This is a genomic window from Vibrio mytili, assembly GCF_049563345.1.
In the GTDB taxonomy this organism is placed as follows: Bacteria; Pseudomonadota; Gammaproteobacteria; order Enterobacterales; family Vibrionaceae; genus Vibrio; species Vibrio mytili.
Genome location: NZ_CP110481.1, coordinates 1,741,587 through 1,762,814, shown reverse-complemented (window position 1 = coordinate 1,762,814; position 21,228 = coordinate 1,741,587). Strand labels below are relative to the sequence as shown.

The window sequence follows — 21,228 nt, the reverse complement described above, 5'->3', positions numbered from 1 at the left end:
AAACTATGGCAGTTCTACAGATTGGTGCAGGTGGCGTTGGTTGGGTAGTTGCACACAAAGCAGCGCAAAACAACGACGTCCTGGGTGATATTACCATCGCATCACGTACCCTAGGTAAATGCGAAAAGATCATCGAATCCATTCAGAAGAAAAATAATCTGAAAGATTCAACTAAGAAACTAGAAGCACGCGCAGTGAACGCTGACGACGTAGATTCTCTTGTTGCTCTGATTAACGAAGTGAAACCGGATCTTGTGATTAACGCGGGTCCTCCTTGGGTAAACATGTCCATCATGGAAGCGTGCTACCAAGCTAAAGTTTCTTATCTCGATACTTCGGTAGCCGTTGACCTGTGTTCTGAGGGGCAACAAGTTCCTCAGGCGTACGACTGGCAGTGGGGTTACCGCGAGAAGTTCGAAGAAGCGGGTATCACAGGTATTCTAGGCGCAGGCTTCGATCCGGGCGTAGTATCAGTATTTGCCGCTTACGCTGTGAAGCACCTGTTCGATGAAATTGATACGATCGATGTGATGGACGTCAACGCAGGGGACCATGGAAAGAAATTTGCTACAAACTTTGACCCAGAAACGAATATGTTAGAGATCCAAGGCGACTCTTTCTACTGGGAAAACGGTGAGTGGAAACAAGTGCCTTGCCATTCTCGTATGCTTGAATTTGATTTCCCGAACTGTGGCTCACACAAAGTGTACTCCATGGCACACGATGAAGTTCGTTCAATGCAAGAGTTCATCCCTGCTAAGCGTATCGAATTCTGGATGGGCTTTGGTGACCGTTACCTAAACTACTTCAATGTGATGCGTGATATCGGTCTTCTGAGTCCAGAACCTCTGACTCTACATGACGGTACCGTAGTGCAGCCTCTACACGTGTTAAAAGCATTGTTACCAGACCCAACTTCGTTAGCTCCGGGATACACTGGCCTAACCTGTATTGGTACTTGGGTACAAGGCAAGAAAGACGGTAAAGAGCGTAGCGTATTTATCTACAACAACGCAGACCATGAAGTGGCATACCAAGATGTAGAACACCAAGCGATCTCTTATACCACGGGTGTGCCAGCGATTACTGCAGCACTGCAGTTCTTCGGTGGTAAGTGGGCAGATAAAGGTGTGTTCAACATGGAGCAATTGGATCCAGATCCGTTCCTAGAAACGATGCCATCTATCGGTTTAGATTGGCATGTTCAAGAGTTAGAACCAGGCCAACCTCTGATTCATAAGTTGAAATAAGAGCGTTCATTACGTTTCTCTTATTTATCGACATTAATACTAAGCCGATGCGTTTGCGTCGGCTTTGTTCGATTTGATACTGCCTTCGCTTAGGTGAGGGAATTCAAGGTACTAAAATGCAACATAACGAACTCAAAACTCCTTATTTCATGATCAATGAAGACAAGCTGATTGCTAACTTAGAAAAGGCGAAACAGCTCAAAGAGATCTCTGGCGTGAAACTGGTACTAGCACTGAAGTGTTTTTCTACTTGGGGTGTTTTTGACATCATCAAGCCTTATTTAGACGGTACGACGAGCTCAGGTCCATTCGAAGTAAAACTTGGCCATGAAACGTTTGGTGGGGAAACGCACGCATACAGTGTGGGTTACAGCGAAGACGACGTACGTGATGTGGCGGATATCTGCGATAAGATGATTTTTAACTCACAGTCTCAGCTTGCTGCTTACCGCCATCTTGTGGAAGGCAAGGCGTCGATTGGCTTGCGTTTGAATCCAGGTGTGAGTTATGCGGGCCAGGATTTAGCCAACCCTGCACGTCAGTTCTCTCGTCTTGGCGTACAAGCCGACCATATCAAACCGGAAATCTTCGACGGTATCGATGGCGTGATGTTCCATATGAATTGTGAAAACAAAGATGTGGATGCATTTATCGGCTTACTGGACGCCATCTCTGAACAATTCGGTGAATACCTGAATAAACTCGATTGGGTGAGCATGGGCGGCGGTGTTTTCTTCACTTGGCCGGGCTACGATATTGAGAAATTAGGCTTGGCACTAAAAGCCTTTTCTGAAAAACATGGCGTTCAGATGTACCTTGAGCCAGGTGAGGCGATCATCACCAAAACAACGGATTTGGTCGTGACAGTGGTTGATATTGTAGAAAATATCAAGAAGACTGCGATTGTTGATTCTGCAACAGAGGCGCATCGCCTAGACACACTCATTTATGATGAACCAGCATCCATTCTTGAAGCGAAGGATGATGGCGAACATGAGTATGTCATTGGTTCTTGTTCATGCCTTGCTGGTGATCAGTTCTGTGTCGCTAATTTTGAGAAGCCACTTGAAATTGGCCAGCGTTTGCACATTTTGGATAGTGCCGGTTATACCATGGTTAAACTGAATTGGTTTAATGGTCTACGCATGCCTTCTGTGTACTGTGAGCGTTCTGACGGTGATATCCAAAAACTCAACGAGTTTGACTACTCTGACTTTAAACGTTCGCTGTCACAGTGGTCGGTTAAATAGAAAGTTTGCTAAGTGAGTAGGGGCGTTGTGATTATTTACTTACTGCAATGACAAATACTGGAATGAAAAAGAGCAGCGTGTAGCTGCTCTTTTGCTATTGATGGGTGGAGGGACGAAGTTATTCTAAAATGACGCGAGTATCTTCACTGAGCGCTTCAAGTTCATTGGCGACATCGTCAATTTCCACTTCACTAGGAAGCTTTATCGCCATTTTTGCGCTAAATAGGCTAGAGCTCACACCACCACCTCCGGCGATGAAGACGCGTTGGCAGTCCATATCCAAAATAGAAATCCCCTGCGTATCGAGAACATGGGTGATTTCATTGACGATACCTGCTCTATCATTGGCATCAAGGCGTAATTGATAGATCGTTTCAGAGCTATGAGTATGCGGCTCAGAGTCAACGAACTTAACCACCAGTGTTTGACATGAGGAGAACGCGGCTTTTACGATATCTACATTTTCTTTAGGCAGTTCGACTTTTATCACGCCAGCAACTTGGTCTTCAATAAAGTTCACTTTACTGATTAACCACTTCCCTCCGTTTTCATGGGTGACGCCAGCAAGCTGCTTAATGGTTGCTGGTGACGCTTGACCAGCAAAATTTACGATAAATACGGTGTTCATAAGTCCCCTCCTAGGAAAGGTTTGCCCGCGGTACGTGTAACGAGTAAACGCATCGCTTAAGTTATTGGAATAAATCCTTTTATTTAGTGTAGGTGCTATTCAACAGAGTTGTTTGACCAAGGTCAATTTTTTAAGCTAATTCGATATATCAATAACAAAAGCGGTAAGTAGGGCAAAAAAAAGCAGCCTCAGGGCTGCTTAATGATACCAATATGGATACGTCTACATGACGCAAATACGCCTTAGAACGTCACTTTCATTTCGACACCGTAGAACTGTCTGTCATAGTTCGCACCCGCGTCTAAGGCAAACTTAGCGATGTCTTGATTGCCAAACCAAGGTGAAGAACTAAATTGTAGATCGGCGCTGCCACCCCATGCATGTGTTACCCAGTGATGGACATGACCCACAGGGTTAAGAAAGAACAGAGACACATCCCCTACAGTTTCGGAGCCTAAAACCGTGCCACCATTATCGATAATATCCTGCTCCGTACTTAGCATCATTTCACCAACCACAGCGCCAAAAAATGGAGTGATAAACAGGTCTTGCCACGAGGGTATTTCGGCAAATGCTTCAACACCATATTCCCAGAAAAATGCTGACATGGTTGCAGAATATAAGTAGGACTCAAATTCGTTGTACCCTGCATGACGCGCCGCGGTATAGTAAACACCGCCAAAATAGGGATGCATGACATAATTAAGAACGTGTTCATCACGGTCCCAAACCGGCCCTTTAGATACGTTGTCTCTCCACTTTTTACCTAACTCGCTCATATCACGATCTTCTTCATCCCACTTGGTGACGCTTTCTGGTAAGAATGTCATTAGACCCACAGTGGCAACGCTCAATCCAAGGATAGTGTAGGTTTGTCCCATCAGATAATCCCAATCCTTGTCTTGTGGCACAATGGTATGCTTACCTTGGGTCTGCGCATCAAGGTCGAGCGTATCAGGATTATTTAGCTCATCTGCCAGGTGGCGATTTTGCGCTGCGAGGGTATACAGCGTTGTTGTTTCGCAGTAACCTGAAAGGCAATCAGGCGTGTAAGAAAACTCGATGTGACGGCTTTGGTCATATTGGCTGGCGTTTGCTGAAGTGGATACAAGTACGCAAAGGCCTGCGAGAATGTTCTTATACATGGATGATTTCGCCACAAAGGTCTCCGATTGAATCATGGGATAAATTAACATTTAATTATCCCTTAAAAGCGTGGTCATTTAAACTACAGACTTTCAGTCCATTCAAATTAGAAGACTGAGCAATGAGTTTAATAAATAAAATTCAGAATGAGTATCGAAAATAAGAATAAATTTATACTCAAGTAAGCTCTAGATGCAATATTCAGTGTTTCATAAACGCGTCAGTTCGAAGTAAATAACGGTAGGAATAGTTATCTTATTTAGTCGTTGTTTCATACCGGAGTGGACAGGTTGAAGCCCTCCCTGACGACGCATAACTTTCGCTGAATAACTATCGAGAAGTGAGGTGAGTATATTTGCTTTTAGGAGTCAGTTGTGAAAATAGCAATGCTTAGTACCGGTGAAGAAGTCCTTCATGGTGATATTGTTGATACAAACGCGGCTTGGATGTCGAGTTTGTTTTATCAACACGGATTTGGTCTAACGAAACGCTCTACGGTGGGTGACAAACTCTCTGCTTTAACAGAAGAGTTTTTAATGCTGAGTTTTAACAATGATATCGTTATTGTTAATGGTGGATTAGGGCCAACGACAGATGATATGAGTGCGGCAGCGGCGGCAAAAGCGGCTGAATGCAAATTAATATTGTTTAAAGAGTGGTTAACTCATTTGGAAGGGATTTATTCTCGCCGTGGCATTCCAATGCCAGATAGCAATCTCAAACAAGCGATGCTTCCTGAAACCGCCGAAATACTAGATAACCCTATTGGTACAGCCTGTGGCTTTAAGATGCTGATTAACGATGCGGTTTTCTATTTTACTCCTGGTGTGCCAAGTGAGTTTAAGCTTATGGCCGAGACGCAGATTTTACCCGATCTCAAGCGTACGTTTCCTGAAGTGCAAGGGGCATCGTGCAGTCGCATTTACACATTTGGTCTCTCCGAGTCGGTCATCTCCGACAAACTCGATCCCATCAAGTTGCCGCAAGGTTATGAGCTCGGCTACCGTTCTTATATGCCTTTCATTGAAGTCAAGCTTTTTGGCCCTAGTGACCAGTTTGAGCAGCGTGCGAAGCTGATGCAATTGATTCACAAACATTTGGAGTCCAACACCGTCAGTGTCGATTTACCTATGGTCGAGCATGTAGGACAATTGCTGACTGATAAAGATTTGACTGTGTCTGTGTCAGAAAAAAGCAGTGCTGGCTATCTGACCTATTGGTTAAACAGGGACGAGAAAACAGCGAATCAACTTGGACATGGTTGGATATTGCCAAATGGAGGCCAAAAACTGAGTAATGAAGGTGATCTCTTAGCCGCTGTATTTGCTTTGGCGGGCGCGACTCGAGAAAAGTGTGGTACCGATTTGTCATTAGCCACTGGCGTTATTGAGGATGGTCTTTTTTCTGTCGCATTGTCTACACCAGAAGGAGAGTGGGGGGCTGGCTATAAATTATCGAGAAATTATCAACGCGATGACCTTGTCAAACTGATCAGTGTCGCGGCACTAGATTTACTTCGTCGTTACTTAGAACGTAAGCCTATGTTTGCTCACTACTCGTCATTGGAAAGTGTGAAACAAATGCATATTCCTAGCAGTGCGCTCTAATTGATATTAGAACACGACAAAAAAAGCCAAGACAATTCAATTGCCTTGGCTTTTTAGTTTGCGCTTCATCAGTGGCGTTATGCGCGCTTTTCTTTCATAACGTAGTTCACGCCACTGAGTGACAAGTTTGATTTTGCCTTACAAATACAAGGAAGGATTTCATCCCCTTGTGTGTAGGCCATCGCAAAACCAACATACTCGACTTCTCCGGATTCCAACTTGCAGCGACATGCCCCACAGTGACCGTCTCGGCAGTTGTATTCTGGTAGTAAGCCAGATTGCTCCATTGTTTCCAAAATCGTATTAGAAGGGTTGGATTCGATGCTAATAAGTTTGTTGATTTTGAGTGTCGGCATTACAGCTCAAATCCTTCAAAGTCATCTGAGCGGACTTCATTATCAATTTGACCAACAAGGTAAGACGAGATTTCAGCCTCTTGCGGTGCGACCTGAACGTTGTCAGAAGATAACCAAGCATTGATCCATGGAATCGGGTTTGACGTTGCTTCTGGATAAGCTGCGGGAAGTCCGACCGCGCTCATTCTGATGTTGGTGATGTATTCAACGTATTGACTTAAAATGTCTTTGTTCAAGCCAATCATTGAACCATCTTTAAACAAGTATTCTGCCCATTCTTTTTCTTGCTCAGCCGCATTCTTGAACAAATCGAAACACTCTTGTTTCGCTTCTTCTGCGATTTGCATAAACGAGAAGTCATCCTGACCGTTACGTAGCAGGTTGATCATGTGCTGGGTGCCGTTTAAATGCAGCGCTTCATCACGTGCAATCAGTTTGATGATTTTCGCGTTACCTTCCATTAACTCACGTTCAGCGAAAGCAAATGAGCAAGCGAAACTCACGTAGAAACGAATAGCTTCTAACGCGTTGACCGACATTAGGCAGACGTACAGTTTCTTTTTCAGATCGTGCAAGCTGATGTTGACTGTCTCACCATTAATGACATGCTCACCTTCACCGTAGCGATGGTAGTCGTTAGTCATTTGGATTAAGTCATCATAGTAATGCGCGATGTCACCTGCACGCTTCAGGATGTGTTCGTTTTCAACGATATCATCAAATACCACGCCTGGGTCATTGACGATATTGCGAATGATATGCGTGTATGAACGAGAGTGGATTGTTTCAGAGAACGACCAAGTTTCAATCCACGTTTCTAACTCTGGTAAAGAAACCAGAGGAAGCAAAGCCACGTTTGGGCTACGGCCTTGGATAGAATCCAGAAGCGTTTGGTACTTCAAATTAGAAATGAAGATGTGCTTCTCGTGATCTGGCAGTTTGTTGTAGTCGATGCGATCGCTTGATACGTCTACCTCTTCTGGACGCCAGAAAAAAGAGAGTTGTTTTTCGATCAGTTTTTCGAAGATTTCGAATTTTTGCTGGTCGTAACGAGCAACGTTTACTGATTGACCTAGGAACATTGGTTCCTTTAGCTGGTCATTTTTGTTTTGGTTAAAAGTACTGTAAGCCATAATGCCTCAATTCCTTTTAAACCTCCCACTTGGGGAGGTTTTCGATATCTATTTCTACGAGTAGTCAGGGTGGTGAAGATTAAATCTTACAACCGCCGCCTGCGCAATCTTCTTCTTCCGGCTGAACTGCATCTTTCTGTTCATCCTTCGCACCATCACGGGTGTTGTGGTAGTAAAGTGTCTTCACACCAAACTTGTACGCAGTCAGGAGGTCTTGAAGCAGTTTCTTCATTGGAACCTTGCCAGTCTCGTAGCGTGATGGGTCGTAGTTTGTATTGGCTGAGATCGCTTGGTCTACGAACTTCTGCATGATACCAACGAGGTGTAGATAACCATCATTAGAACCGATGTTCCAAAGTAGCTCGTAGTTGTTTTTCAGTTCAGCAAATTCTGGAACAACTTGCTTCAAAATACCATCTTTTGATGCTTTTACCGATACGTAACCACGCGGTGGCTCGATGCCGTTAGTCGCGTTAGAAATCTGCGAAGAAGTCTCTGAAGGCATCAGGGCTGTCAGGGTCGAGTTACGTAAGCCATGCTCCATAATCTCTTTACGAAGCCCATCCCAGTCGTAGTGTAATTCTTCGTCACAAATGAGATCGATATCTTTTTTGTACGTATCAATTGGCAGTAGGCCTTTCGCGTAGTTCGTCTCGTCGAACGATGGACATTTACCTTGCTCTTTTGCCAGTGCCACTGAAGCTTTCAATAGGTAGTACTGCATCGCTTCAAAGGTACGGTGAGTCAGGCCATTTGCGCTGCCGTCTGAGTACTTCACACCATTTTTCGCTAGGTAATACGCAAAGTTGATCACACCAACACCTAGCGTACGACGGTTCATAGTCGACTTGTACGCAGCTGGTAGTGGGTAATCTTGGTAATCAAGCAATGCATCGAGAGCACGTACTACCAGATCAGACAGTTCTTCGAAGTCATCCAAAGACTTAATTGACCCCAAGTTGAAAGCAGAAAGCGTACACAGTGCAATTTCACCTTCATTGTCTTCGACGTTAGATAGCGGCTTCGTTGGTAGCGCAATCTCTAGACATAGATTCGATTGACGAACCGGTGCAACTTCAGAATCGAATGGACTGTGGGTATTACAGTGATCCACGTTCTGAATGTAAATACGGCCAGTCGAAGCTCGCTCTTGCATTAATAGCGAGAACATCTCAATGGCTTTGACCGTTTCCTTCTTAATTGAAGGATCGTTTTCGTATTTAACGTAAAGGCGTTCGAATTCAGCTTGGTTTTCGAAAAACGCATCGTAAAGCCCAGGGACGTCAGATGGTGAAAACAGTGTGATGTTGCCACCTTCAACCAAACGCTGGTACATCAGTTTGTTCAACTGAACGCCGTAATCCATGTGACGAACACGGTTCTCTTCAACGCCGCGGTTGTTCTTCAGAACCAATAGTGAACGTGCTTCACCGTGCCACATTGGGTAGAACACGGTTGCAGCACCGCCGCGCACACCACCTTGGGAGCAACATTTGACGGCCGTTTGGAAATATTTGTAGAACGGGATACAGCCTGTATGGAACGCTTCACCACCACGGATTTCCGAACCAAGAGCACGGATGCGACCAGCGTTAATACCAATACCAGCACGTTGAGAAACGTAACGAACAATTGAGCTCGCAGTTGCGTTGATGGAATCAAGGCTGTCGCCACATTCGATCAGTACGCATGAACTGAACTGACGAGTAGGCGTACGCACACCAGACATGATAGGTGTCGGTAAAGAAATTTTGAATGTAGACGTCGCATCGTAGAAACGCTTGATGTAATCAAGACGCGTCTCTTTTGGGTATTTTGCGAATAGACATGCCGCCACAAGAATGTATAAGAACTGAGCACTTTCGTAGATTTGGCCCGTCACACGGTTTTGTACAAAGTACTTACCTTCTAGCTGTTTTACCGCAGCGTAAGAGAAGTTAAGGTCACGTTTGTGATCAATATACGAGTTGAGTTCTTCAAGTTCGGCTTGTGTATAGTCTTCTAGAATATGCTTATCATACTTACCCATGTCAACGAGGCGTGCTACGTGGTTGTACAGCGTAGGTGGCTCATATTGACCGTAAGCTTTTTTACGTAGATGGAATACCGCTAGTCGTGCGGCTAGGTATTGGTAATCCGGTGTTTCTTCTGAGATAAGATCGGCTGCAGACTTAATGATGGTTTCATGAATATCTGACGTTGTAATGCCGTCATAAAACTGGATGTGAGCGCGGAGTTCTACCTGAGAGACAGAAACGTTGTGTAGACCTTCTGCAGCCCATGTGATAACGCGGTGAATCTTATCCAGATCAATGCTTTCTTTGCGGCCATCACGCTTTGTGACAGTTAGTTGTTGGTTCATTATGCTTTATTTCCCTAAGAAAACTGATTAAAGCCGTATTTTTGTTTGTTTATGTGCAAGGCATGTAATACTTGCGTTGGCTCTGTGATCAAAGTCTATCTATATATTGTAGTCTAAACACAACATATAGGGGCTCACTTGTTTGCGAGTTACAAGATAGTGCTGTTTTACAGATTGATCAAGTCACAGGTTTTGGATGACTTGTGGATAACTCTGGAAATTAAAATTTTCAGTAAGTGGATACTAACCGATGAGAAAAGGGCACACTTGCTTGGATAAAAGCTGTGTTTTTAGATTGGTTTATAAATAACCGCAGTAAAAAATATTTTCCTTGATCTTTGAGCGTTTTTTCTAGCGAAATACGGCGTGTCGAAAATGGAATCTACAACACGAAATTTGTAAAAAAAAGCAACAAAAAAACGGTAGCTTTGTGCTACCGCTTACTCACTATTCCTTTGAACTTCGGTGGAAACTAAACTACGACTATTGACTTAAAGAGACTCAAAATTTAGTCGTATGAATGATGTAGTTGACGTCAACATTACGACCCAGCTTGTAACTGTCGGTCAGAGGGTTGTAGTGCAAACCTGTAATGCCAAGCTCGGTCAGGTCTGTCTGGTCAATCATTTTCATCATTTCTGCCGGTTTGATGAACTTATCATGTTCGTGGGTCCCTTCTGGGACGATCTTAAGTAACTTCTCTGCACCAACGATTGCAAATAGATATGATTTAATGTTTCGGTTCAGTGTTGAAAAGAAAACATGACCACCCGGTTTGACTAATGCAGCACAAGAACGGATCACCGAAAGTGGATCGGGAACATGCTCTAGCATTTCCATACAGGTAACCACATCGTAGCTTGCTGGATTTTCTGCCGCATGGTCTTCAATCGTCGTCTGGATATACGTCAGCTTCGTTCCTGTTTCCAGTGCATGAAGCCGTGCAACTTCCAGCGGTTCTTTACCCATATCCAACCCTGTGACAATCGCGCCTTCTTTTGCCATGCTCTCGGCAAGAATACCACCACCACAACCAACATCGAGTGCGTGCTTACCAAACAAGCCATCTGCTTTTTCAAGTACGTAGTTCAGACGAAGAGGATTAATCTGATGGAGCGGTTTGAATTCACCTTCTAAATCCCACCAACGAGAGGCCATCTCTTCAAATTTTTTGATTTCACTAGGGTCGACGTTTTGTGCTTTGGTCATAATGGTTTTACTGCATTCAATCTGATTCCTTTGATGGCGATTAGTATACGCTAACGTTTTATGAGGATTAAACTGATTAATCTCCGTTTTGCTCTGTTGGAGAGGCATTTTTATCAACATTGGCTGAAATGTAACCACTTATCAGAAAGATATCACACGAGTGTGCAAATTCTCGACATTTGAATCTCAACAAAGCTCACAACCTGATAAAAGGAGAGGGAAAGTAATGCCGAAGTGACAAATTGTGTGTTATATTTTTGCACCTTACACGTATCGTAATTACGATCAGATAATAGAGGGATAATGGCTCTATGAGCGATTTAGCTAAAGAGATCACGCCCGTAAACATAGAAGATGAGCTTAGGGGTTCATACCTAGACTACGCGATGTCAGTCATCGTTGGTCGTGCTCTTCCAGATGTGCGTGATGGCCTAAAACCAGTACACCGCCGCGTTTTATTCGCGATGAACGTACTAGGCAACGATTGGAACAAACCATATAAAAAATCAGCCCGTGTTGTCGGCGACGTAATCGGTAAATATCACCCACATGGTGATAGTGCTGTGTACGACACTATCGTACGTATGGCTCAGCCGTTCTCATTACGTTACATGCTGGTCGATGGCCAAGGTAACTTTGGCTCAATCGATGGCGACTCTGCTGCAGCAATGCGTTACACCGAAGTACGTATGGCAAAAATTGCCCATGAACTTCTGGCTGACTTAGATAAAGAAACCGTAGATTACGTACCAAACTATGACGGTACCGAGCAGATCCCTGCGGTTCTTCCAACTAAAATTCCAAACCTATTGGTCAACGGTGCTTCCGGTATCGCGGTAGGTATGGCAACCAACATACCGCCACATAACCTTGGCGAAGTGATTGATGGTTGCCTGGCATACATCGATAATGAAGACGTCACTATTGATGAATTGATGGATTACATCCCTGGTCCAGACTTCCCTACGGCAGCACTTATCAGTGGTCGTAAAGGCATTGTAGACGCGTACAAAACGGGTCGCGGTAAAATCTACATGCGTTCTAAAGCGGATATCGAAGTGGAGAAGAATGGTAAGGAAACCATTGTCGTCACTGAAATCCCTTACCAAGTCAACAAAGCTCGCTTGATCGAAAAGATTGCGGAGCTGGTTAAAGATAAGAAAGTTGAAGGCATCAGTGCGCTGCGCGATGAGTCCGATAAAGACGGTATGCGTATCGTTATCGAATGTAAGCGTGATGCGGTGGGCGAAGTGGTTCTGAATAACCTTTACGCTCAAACTCAGCTGCAAACGACTTTCGGCATTAACATGGTTGCGCTGAACAATGGTCAGCCACAGCTATTCAACTTAAAAGATATGTTGAAGTGTTTCGTGGATCACCGTCGTGAAGTCGTGACTCGCCGTACGATTTTCGAATTGCGCAAAGCTCGTGAGCGTGCTCATATCCTTGAAGGTTTGGCACTTGCATTAGCCAATATCGATGAAATCATTGAGCTTATCCGTAAGGCACCAACACCTGCGGAAGCGAAAGCGGGCCTTATTGCTCGTGGTTGGGATCTAGGCAACGTAGCATCAATGCTTGAGCGTGCTGGTACTGATGCTGCTCGTCCAGAGTGGCTCGAACCTGAATATGGCATTCGTGATGGACAGTACTTCCTGACTGAGCAACAAGCACAAGCCATTCTGGAACTACGTCTACACAGACTGACAGGCTTGGAGCACGAGAAGATTCTAGATGAATACAAATCGCTTCTCGAAGAAATTGCTGAGCTGATGCACATTCTCTCAAGCACAGAACGTTTGATGGAAGTCATTCGTGAAGAGCTTGAAGCCGTTCGTGAAGGCTATGGTGATGAGCGTCGTACTGAGATTACCGCAGCTAGCCATGACATTGACATGGAAGAGCTTATCGCGCGTGAAGATGTGGTGGTTACTCTGTCTCACGGTGGTTACGTTAAATATCAAGTACTGAGTGATTACGAGTCTCAACGCCGCGGTGGTAAAGGTAAGAGTGCCACTAAGATGAAAGATGAAGACCACATCGATCGTCTTCTAGTGGCAAACACACACGATAACATCTTATGTTTCTCGACTCGTGGTAAAACTTACCGACTCAAAGTTTACCAACTGCCGCTTGCAAGCCGTACGGCGCGTGGCAAACCGATCGTCAATATATTACCTCTTGAAGATGGTGAACGTATTACCGCGATCTTGCGTGTTGATGAATTCTCTGAAGACAAATTCATCTTTATGGCAACGGGTGATGGTACGGTTAAGAAAACACCGTTGAACCAGTTTGCTAACGTGCGTTCAAATGGTCTTATTGCGGTGAACCTACGTGACGAAGATTCGTTGATTGGTGTGGATATCACCAACGGCGAAAACGAAATCATGCTGTTCTCTAAAGCGGGTAAAGTGGTTCGCTTTAAAGAAGCAGAAGAGATTCCAGTGCTTGATGAAAATGGTAACCCGATTCTAGATGAAAACGGTCAACCAGAATTTAAGTTTAAAGGTGTTCGTCCTATGGGCCGTACTGCCTCCGGTGTTCGTGGTATGAAACTGGCTGAAAATGACCAAGTTGTATCACTCATCGTTCCATCAAACGAAGGTGATATCCTTACGGTTACGGAAAACGGTTACGGTAAACGTACAGCACTCAATGAATATCCGACTAAAGGTCGTGGTACACAGGGTGTTGTATCCATCAAAGTCTCTGAGCGTAATGGCCCAGTTGTCGGCGCTATCCAAGTGGAAGAAGGCGACGAGATGATGATGATCACTGATGCAGGTACCCTTGTACGTACCCGTGTTGGTGAAGTAAGCCAAGTTGGTCGTAACACGCAAGGTGTCACGCTCATCCGCACAGCTGAAGATGAATCAGTTGTAGGTTTGCAACGTATCGATGAAGTTGAAGACGCAGACTTACCAGAAGGTGAAGCGATCGAAGCAGCGGAATCGGAAGCAGAACAGCAATCGCCTGAGGCTCCAGCAGCGGATGATTCAGCTGAGGATGCCCCAGAGTAAACCGTACTGTTATTATTAATCTAAAGGCCGAACGTTATACGTTCGGCTTTTTTGTATCTCGTGATAACTCAAATAGCATTGGTAATACCAATCACAGTAAATAAGTGTTCAGAAATAGCGTAGGAAAAATGCTTGAGAACAAGGCGCAATTTTTCGATAAGTAGTTATTCTACAATCAAAAATTGTAACGAAGTTATCGAGTATTTTAACAAGCTAGAATGACCAGTTACTTACTACGATTGGTATAATGATGCGGGAATCGGTAAAGCAAAAACAGTGCTTGTGAGCAAAGAAATAATGATAAGCAAATAGCGATTATATTTAAGGTTGGTTATATATTAAACAGGTAAGGGTTTTCGAAAATACATAGAGGCATGCTCAATACAACTATTTTGTTGCACGGTTCGATTCTGATGAATAAAGACATTTCAATATCTATCGGACTACAGCAAAACACAGCTCGAAAGGTCAACAGACCCTAGGGGTTGTAAGGTCGCTGGTCTATTCGCTTCTTAAGGCTGGCCGACTATATGCTATTGAACGCATTGTGTATGATGAATCGCAATTTAACTTAGTAACTTTAGAGTCTTAATCTTACAGCCTGTAAGTTTATCCCCTTTTTCTTTATTATGTATTTGTTCGGCATGGGAAAATATTAATACTTAAATTATTTTATGTGACTATCCTTCCACAATATGAAGTAGTCTGTGCAAAGAGAATGTAGAGTGGTATTATTTTTTGGAATTTATGAAGGTTCCAACACTTTACACAGTAAAATATTTTAGCTGGAAAGTAATAGATCAAGAACTAAGTAGGTATATGCAGTGGACTCAGTTATATCGCAGTTAAAGAAGGACTTTTATGCGCATCTTCGTGCATTGCAGACACCGAAGTTGCCTCAAGTTACGTCAACTCTCAACGTTTTAAGTGATGAGGAAATCCAAGAGCTGGAATCCGCGTGGATAGAGCTTACCGTTTGGAAACGCAATCAGACACATTGATTACCCTTATCGTTAGCAAACCTTTTAATAACCTCAGACATCATTGTCTGAGGTTTTTTTATTGTAGTTTTACATAAATGTTATATTATAACATTTAGTGAGCGTAAAGATGAGCCCGTTAACCTAGATGGGTAAGCCGCTTGGAATAGGTTTGTTCTTTCATTCTGTGGTATTCTCAATATTGAAAAGTGTTGATTCAAACCCCATAGTTGAGAGCAACAAGTTAATCCCATTAATGCGATGATGAAGACGCACAAAGCCAAGCCCAGCAAATTAAAAATCAGATAATGCGTGGCATGGTTATACCAATCACAGAAGATGAATGGTTAGAAATCGCCTAGTAAAGTCTCAAGAATAGGGCAAGCTTTTCGATAAGCATTTGTTTTATTGAAGACTCTGTTAATGAGACTTCTGACGACACAAGTGACCATTTGTTAACTTGTATGGATAATGTAAAGCGCATCAAGCAGTAAATCGAGTGAGTAGAGATATGGCGGAAGTACGTGCCAGAGTAGATTTTAAAGTCGGGGCTAAAAGTAATATTGATGCCGAAATCCTTTCTTTCCGTGGTCTTAAAACGGATAAAGAACATGTGGCGATTGTTTTTAAACAAGCGGACCAGACCCAAGACACCCCTTTGGTGCGAATGCATTCTGAGTGTCTGACCGGTGATGTTTTCCATTCCTCTCGGTGCGACTGTGGTGAACAGTTGGAAGAAACAATTCAACTTATGGGCAAATCCGGGGGGATCATCCTATATTTGCGTCAAGAAGGGCGTGGCATTGGTTTGTATAACAAAATTGATGCATATCTTCTGCAAAGTCAGGGAATGAATACTTACGAAGCGAATAACCATTTGGGTTTCGGTGATGATCTACGAGATTTCACTGAAGCCGCTCAAATGCTAGAAGCATTGGGGATAAACAATATTCGTCTTGTTACCAATAATCCTAAGAAAATTCGCGAACTAGCGGAATACGGAATTCAAATTTCTGAGGTTGTGAATACTGCTGCGCACATCAAAGATGGCAATGAAAATTACCTTAAAGCAAAAGTTTCGCACGGTAAGCACAATTTAAAAGTCTGACTGATGTAGACAGACAGTCCGTCATTCATGTTAAAAGCCTCACACAGATGAGGCTTTTTTTGTAACTAAAGTTGAAAAAAAATTGTAAGTTTGTATTATCTAGCGACCAGAGTGCAAATGATAATAATTAGCACTACTAATTACAAAAATGTATGCTCAACAAGGACGCTTTTAATGAATGCAAAAACAGTTCTGGTTCAATCTATCGCCGCATCACTTTTTATAGCGAGTAGTAGTGTCGCTGCTGCTCGCGTCACGCAACAGCAAGTTGTAGAACACTATGCAGACGTTGCTCACGCTGTGTTTGCTGATTCGTTGACAACCGCTAACGTACTTAACGCCAAGATTGGTGATTTTCTTAAAGCCCCTTCTGCTGTCAAGTTAGAAGAAGTTAAACAAGCTTGGCTTGACTCTCGCGTGCCTTATCAACAGTCTGAAGTATTCCGTTTCGGTAATGCCATCGTCGATGACTGGGAAGGTCAACTGAATGCATGGCCTCTAGATGAAGGATTAATCGACTACGTTGCATCAGATTACCAATATGAGCTTGGTAACGAAGGTGCAACAGCAAATATCGTGGCAAATAAGCAACTTACTATTGGTTCTACAGAACTTGATGTATCAACCATCACTCCAACGTTAATCGCGGACTTAAACGAAGTGGGTGGCTCGGAAGCGAACGTTGCGTCTGGGTACCACGCCATAGAGTTCCTGCTTTGGGGACAAGATTTGAATGGTACCAATGCAGGCGCTGGTCAACGTGCATACACCGATTTTGTCATTGGTTCTGAATGTACGAATGATCATTGTGACCGCCGTGGCGAGTATCTGAAAGCGGCTGCTGAGCTACTGGTTCAAGATTTAGAGTGGATGGAAAAGCAGTGGTCGTCAGAGGTAAAAGATAACTACCGTCAGGAGTTAATCAGTGACTCGGCTGAAAATGGTTTACGTAAGATGCTATTTGGGATGGGTTCTTTGTCTCTAGGAGAATTAGCGGGTGAGCGTATGAAAGTTGCTCTGGAAGCTAACTCGACAGAGGATGAACATGATTGTTTCTCTGATAATACGCACAATTCCCACTACTACAATGAGCAGGGCATCTACAACGTTTATACAGGTGACTACAAGCGCCAAGATGGCTCGATACTATCTGGTCCAAGCATTGCGGATTTAGTCGCACAAACGGACGAAAAAGCGGCGCAAGAGATTCAAAAACAGTTTGATACTACCCGCACACAGGTCGGTAAGTTGGTATCATCTGCCGAAAAGAACAATCAACACTTTGATCAGCTGATCGCTTCAGGAAATGCAAAGGGCAATGCTCTAGTCAATGAAACGATTATGTCTCTTGTTGCACAAACCAGTGCCATTGAACGAGCTGCTGGTATCATTGGTATCGATAGCCTCAGTCCAGATACTGCTGATCACGAGTTTTAAGCAAAAATAGAAAAATAATGCTAATCAAAACAATGTATAACAACTGCAAGAAAATAAAACTCGCCCTCTGAATTTTGTATCTTGAGTATATAAGGGCTCTCCCGCAGAGCCCTTAGTTGTTTTGAGCTCGTTGTTATCCATTCTTTAAGAGCAATGATATGAAGCCTTCTATTTATTACCTTCATTTAGCTGCCGTGCTAACGGCAGCGTTTTCGTTTTCAGTGTCCGCCTATGATCTGCGCTCTGGTGGCAAAACTAGCGTCAAAAAAGAAGGGGCTAATGCCTACTCTCTTCCTGCTGCTAATTTACCTATGAGTAAGCGATTAGACTTCAGTGTCGGGAACAGTTTCTTTAGAAATCCTTGGGTGCAAGCCCCAGCGTCGACGGACGCAAGAGATGGTCTCGGGCCATTATTTAATACCAATGGGTGCCAAAACTGTCATATTAAAGATGGTAGAGGGCATCCACCGGAAGCGGGAGACATTCATGCTGTCTCTATGCTAGTGCGCTTGAGTATCCCTGCTGTCACGCCAGAGCAAAAGAAAGCTTATATCTTGAATGGTGGAATACCAGAGCCGACTTATGGTGGTCAACTACAAGACTTCGCACTACAAGATCAAACACCAGAAGGCAAAATTTCCATCTCGTATACGCCAGTGCCAGTGCAATTTCACGATGGCACGGAAGTGGTCTTACGCAAACCTACATTGAAGATCATAGATCTGGGTTATGGCGACATGCACCCTGATACAGAAATGTCAGCTCGCGTGGCACCGCCTATGATCGGGTTAGGTCTTCTCGAAAGTATTCCTGAAGACACGTTACTTTCATGGGCTGATGAAGACGATCTCGATAAAGATGGTATTTCTGGGAAAGTGAACAAAGTCTGGAATATAGAAAAAGGGGACTTTTCCATTGGTCGATTTGGCTGGAAAGCTGGTCAGCCAACTTTAATGCAGCAGAACGCTGCGGCTTTCAATGGTGATGTAGGTCTGACAAGTCATTTATTCCCAAGTGAGAATTGCACTTCTAAACAACCGTTATGTAATGCGTTGCCTAACGGAGGTCAGCATGAGGTCAGTCAGAACATTCTAGATTTTGTCGAATTCTATAGTCAGCATTTAGCGGTGCCAATTCGACGAAATATGGACGACCCACAGGTTCAATTGGGGCAAAAGATTTTCGCTGAGTCGGGCTGCGAAAGTTGCCACAAAACCAATGTGAAAACGGCTAAAAGGTCAGGATTACCAGCGCTGTCGGAGCAAGATATCCACCCTTATACCGATTTACTCCTGCACGACATGGGGGATGGCCTAGCAGACAATCGACCAGAATATCGAGCAAGCGGCCGTGAGTGGCGAACTCCACCTCTTTGGGGCATCGGGTATACCGAAGAAGTTAATGGTCACACGTTCTATTTACATGATGGGCGAGCACGCAATGTATTGGAAGCGGTGCTTTGGCATGGTGGTGAAGCGGAAGCAGCTAAGCAGAAAGTCTTGGCTTTGAGTAAAAATGAGCGTGAAGCTCTAGTTGCATTTTTAAACTCTTTATAAGGATTGGATTGTGAAAAAGAGTGACCTAATTTACTCAATAGTGATTGCAGTCGGGCTGACTGGTTGCCAGTCCACATTGAGTTCAGAAATGAATCAAGCCGAAGAAACAAATCATATCTCGCAAAACGTGTATGAAGTTGAGTATCAGCACGCCAGTGTTTTTTTGCAGCAGACTGTTGAGCTAAGAAAAGCTTTTAGTGCTTACTGTGGCAGCGGCAGTAAAGACCAATCTGAAGTCAAGCTGCAATGGCATGAAACCATGCGTGCCTGGATGGGGCTTCAGGGACAAGAACGAGGGCCATCAAAAGCCTTAGAGCAGAGTTGGAACGTTCAGTTTTGGCCTGATAAAAAGAACACTACTGGACGAAAAATGTCAGTGCTAAGTAACAGTGATCAGATCTGGGATGCTAAACAAATCTCGACGCAGAGTGTTACTGTCCAGGGATTAGGGGCACTTGAATGGTTACTTTATGATACGTCGTCGACGCTTGACAGTAACATTAACACCTGCAATACAAGCGTTGCTATTGCACAAAACTTACAGAACACCGCTCAAGCCATCGCGGAAGCTTGGCAACGAAATCCGTGGAAGTCGATGACAAAGATAGAGTGGGAGTCAGAGTATATCTCATTGTTATCAAATCAGCTTGATTACAGCATGAAAAAGCTGAGTCGCCCGCTGGCGAAAATTGGTCACCCGAGACCTTACTTCGCTGAATCGTGGCGCTCAGGTACATCCCTAGCGAATTTGAAAGCAAATCTACTCAGTATGCAAACATTATATTTTGCCGAGGGTAAAGGATTAGATGCGTTACTTCGAGAGCAGGGGAAAGAAGCGTTGGCTGATCGGGTCTCTCGTCAGTTTCAGATGGTCGTTGATACCTGGCCTAAGGAAACTAGCTTGTTTAACGAGCTGCAAAGTGTCGATGGCTATCGAACGGTGTTAGCACAGTATAATAAATTAGAACAACTGAAGTACCTCATTCATGAAGAGGTCGCAATAGAGCTTGGCGTAGTAATAGGATTTAATGCAACAGATGGTGACTGATCAAACTCGAAGGAATTTACTCAAAGCAGCCTTGTGTAGCGTATCGGTTCCGATTTTACCTTTTGGGTGTGCTACGACGTCTACCCGTCAACCTTCGCTCATAGGGTGCTCGATCATTGGTCGTGATAAATTTGCAGCGGTGGTTGCTGATGAGAACGGCATTCCCATTTCAAAACTACCGATTCCGGATCGTGGCCATGGTGTCGCAACCAATCAACATGGTCATGCTGTGGTGTTTGGACGTCGCCCAGGAACCTTTTTTATGGCGTTCGACTATCGAACTGAGCAACTCATTCGGTTACAACTCGCGCAAGAAAAACGTCACTTTTATGGTCATGGTGTGTACTCTCATGATGGTAATTATTTGTTTGCCACTGAAGGGGAAAGGCAGAGCAGTCGTGGGATAATTGGTGTTTACGATGTAAAGCAACAATATAAAAAAATAGATGAACTGACGGGATTTGGTATTGGTCCTCACGAAGTCATAATGATGCCCGATGGTGTATTAGCAATTGGCGTAGGCGGTGTTCATACTAACGGACGAGTGCCGCTGAACTTAGAAAATATGCAGCCAAGTTTAAGCTACCTGTCGACAGAGGGGAAACTGCTTGATCAAGTCTCTCTGTCTGATCATAAGTTGAGCATTCGTCATTTGGCGCATGATGGTTCGGAAACGGTGTTGTGTGGACAGCAATACCGCGGTGAGCCGGATGAATATCCACCACTTATCGCGATGCACACCCGTGGTTCCGATATGATAGCCTTGAGTGCAGAGCCTGAAGAGTGGGCGCGTTTTAATCATTACATTGCCAGTATTGCAGCGACAAAAGATTGGATATTAGCCACGTCACCGCCGGGAAGTTGCTATGGTATTTGGTCAAAAAAAACGGGTAAATTGGTAGAGTTGAATGCCTTACCAGACGCATCTGGCGTTGTCATGTATGGGGACGAATTTCGTATTAGTTCCGGGGCTGGGAAAGTGGTGAAGCAAAAGCCTACAGAGTTCAACAATAGCTTAAACAGCGGAGTGCAATGGGATAATCATTGGACAAAAATTGTATGACTAAGAAAACGACCCTGGATAACTGATGAGTGTGTCAGTTGTACTTAAATGAAATTTTTTATTTTAAGCCAA

At 44.0% G+C, this 21,228-nt stretch carries 15 protein-coding genes; 9 read left to right on the top strand and 6 right to left on the bottom strand.

Annotated features, from left to right (window positions below):
* Positions 1-5: 5 nt before the first annotated feature.
* A complete protein-coding gene (locus ONE56_RS08095) occupies positions 6-1,250 on the top strand; it encodes a carboxynorspermidine synthase (protein WP_041155458.1) in 1,245 nt (414 codons plus the stop codon).
* Between the two features lie 116 nt (positions 1,251-1,366).
* Positions 1,367-2,500 carry a carboxynorspermidine decarboxylase gene (gene nspC, locus ONE56_RS08090; RefSeq protein ID WP_331437572.1) on the top strand — a complete coding sequence of 378 codons (1,134 nt, stop codon included), beginning with the start codon at positions 1,367-1,369 and terminating at the stop codon, positions 2,498-2,500.
* 118 nt (positions 2,501-2,618) lie between these two features.
* Here nspC and ONE56_RS08085 read toward each other — a convergent pair whose 3' ends face one another.
* Entirely contained in the window at positions 2,619-3,128 is a 510-nt protein-coding gene (locus ONE56_RS08085; protein ID WP_041155460.1) for a glycine cleavage system protein R, read from the bottom strand.
* 242 nt (positions 3,129-3,370) lie between these two features.
* On the bottom strand, positions 3,371-4,273 hold the full coding sequence (locus tag ONE56_RS08080; protein WP_041155550.1) for a DUF3943 domain-containing protein: 903 nt from the start codon (positions 4,271-4,273) through the stop codon (positions 3,371-3,373).
* Positions 4,274-4,648: 375 nt separating this feature from the next.
* On the opposite strand from ONE56_RS08080, the gene ONE56_RS08075 reads away from it, so the two are divergent.
* Positions 4,649-5,881 carry a molybdopterin-binding protein gene (locus ONE56_RS08075; protein ID WP_041155461.1) on the top strand — a complete coding sequence of 411 codons (1,233 nt, stop codon included), beginning with the start codon at positions 4,649-4,651 and terminating at the stop codon, positions 5,879-5,881.
* Positions 5,882-5,958: 77 nt separating this feature from the next.
* Here ONE56_RS08075 and yfaE read toward each other — a convergent pair whose 3' ends face one another.
* The 4 genes from yfaE to ubiG all read right to left on the bottom strand — a co-directional run bounded on the left by yfaE (position 5,959) and on the right by ubiG (position 10,941).
* Positions 5,959-6,237 (bottom strand): class I ribonucleotide reductase maintenance protein YfaE, encoded by a 279-nt coding sequence (yfaE, locus tag ONE56_RS08070; RefSeq protein WP_331437571.1) that lies wholly within the window; start codon positions 6,235-6,237, stop codon positions 5,959-5,961.
* Positions 6,237-7,370, bottom strand: a complete 1,134-nt coding sequence (gene nrdB, locus ONE56_RS08065) for a class Ia ribonucleoside-diphosphate reductase subunit beta (protein ID WP_041155463.1) — start codon at positions 7,368-7,370, stop codon at positions 6,237-6,239. Before nrdB ends, yfaE begins: the two co-directional genes overlap by 1 nt.
* A 79-nt stretch (positions 7,371-7,449) precedes the next feature.
* Positions 7,450-9,732, bottom strand: coding sequence for a class 1a ribonucleoside-diphosphate reductase subunit alpha (gene nrdA, locus ONE56_RS08060; RefSeq protein ID WP_331437570.1), 2,283 nt, complete (start codon positions 9,730-9,732; stop codon positions 7,450-7,452).
* Between the two features lie 501 nt (positions 9,733-10,233).
* Positions 10,234-10,941, bottom strand: coding sequence for a bifunctional 2-polyprenyl-6-hydroxyphenol methylase/3-demethylubiquinol 3-O-methyltransferase UbiG (ubiG, locus tag ONE56_RS08055; RefSeq protein ID WP_041155465.1), 708 nt, complete (start codon positions 10,939-10,941; stop codon positions 10,234-10,236).
* 311 nt (positions 10,942-11,252) lie between these two features.
* On the opposite strand from ubiG, the gene gyrA reads away from it, so the two are divergent.
* The 6 genes from gyrA to ONE56_RS08025 all read left to right on the top strand — a co-directional run bounded on the left by gyrA (position 11,253) and on the right by ONE56_RS08025 (position 21,156).
* Positions 11,253-13,964: a DNA gyrase subunit A gene (gene gyrA, locus ONE56_RS08050; RefSeq protein WP_331437569.1), complete on the top strand. Its 2,712-nt coding sequence runs from the start codon at positions 11,253-11,255 to the stop codon at positions 13,962-13,964.
* A 1,491-nt stretch (positions 13,965-15,455) separates the two neighbouring features.
* Positions 15,456-16,052: a GTP cyclohydrolase II gene (locus tag ONE56_RS08045; RefSeq protein WP_041155467.1), complete on the top strand. Its 597-nt coding sequence runs from the start codon at positions 15,456-15,458 to the stop codon at positions 16,050-16,052.
* Positions 16,053-16,226: 174 nt separating this feature from the next.
* Positions 16,227-17,489 (top strand): imelysin family protein, encoded by a 1,263-nt coding sequence (locus tag ONE56_RS08040; RefSeq protein ID WP_041155468.1) that lies wholly within the window; start codon positions 16,227-16,229, stop codon positions 17,487-17,489.
* 158 nt (positions 17,490-17,647) lie between these two features.
* Positions 17,648-19,045, top strand: coding sequence for a di-heme oxidoredictase family protein (locus ONE56_RS08035; protein WP_331437567.1), 1,398 nt, complete (start codon positions 17,648-17,650; stop codon positions 19,043-19,045).
* A gap of 10 nt (positions 19,046-19,055) precedes the next feature.
* Positions 19,056-20,093, top strand: a complete 1,038-nt coding sequence (locus ONE56_RS08030) for an imelysin family protein (protein WP_423839634.1) — start codon at positions 19,056-19,058, stop codon at positions 20,091-20,093.
* The gene (locus tag ONE56_RS08025) at positions 20,074-21,156 is read left to right on the top strand and encodes a DUF1513 domain-containing protein (protein WP_423839633.1); all 1,083 of its coding nucleotides are present in this window, start codon (positions 20,074-20,076) and stop codon (positions 21,154-21,156) included. The genes ONE56_RS08030 and ONE56_RS08025 overlap by 20 nt, the downstream gene beginning before the upstream one ends.
* Positions 21,157-21,228 lie beyond the last annotated feature (72 nt).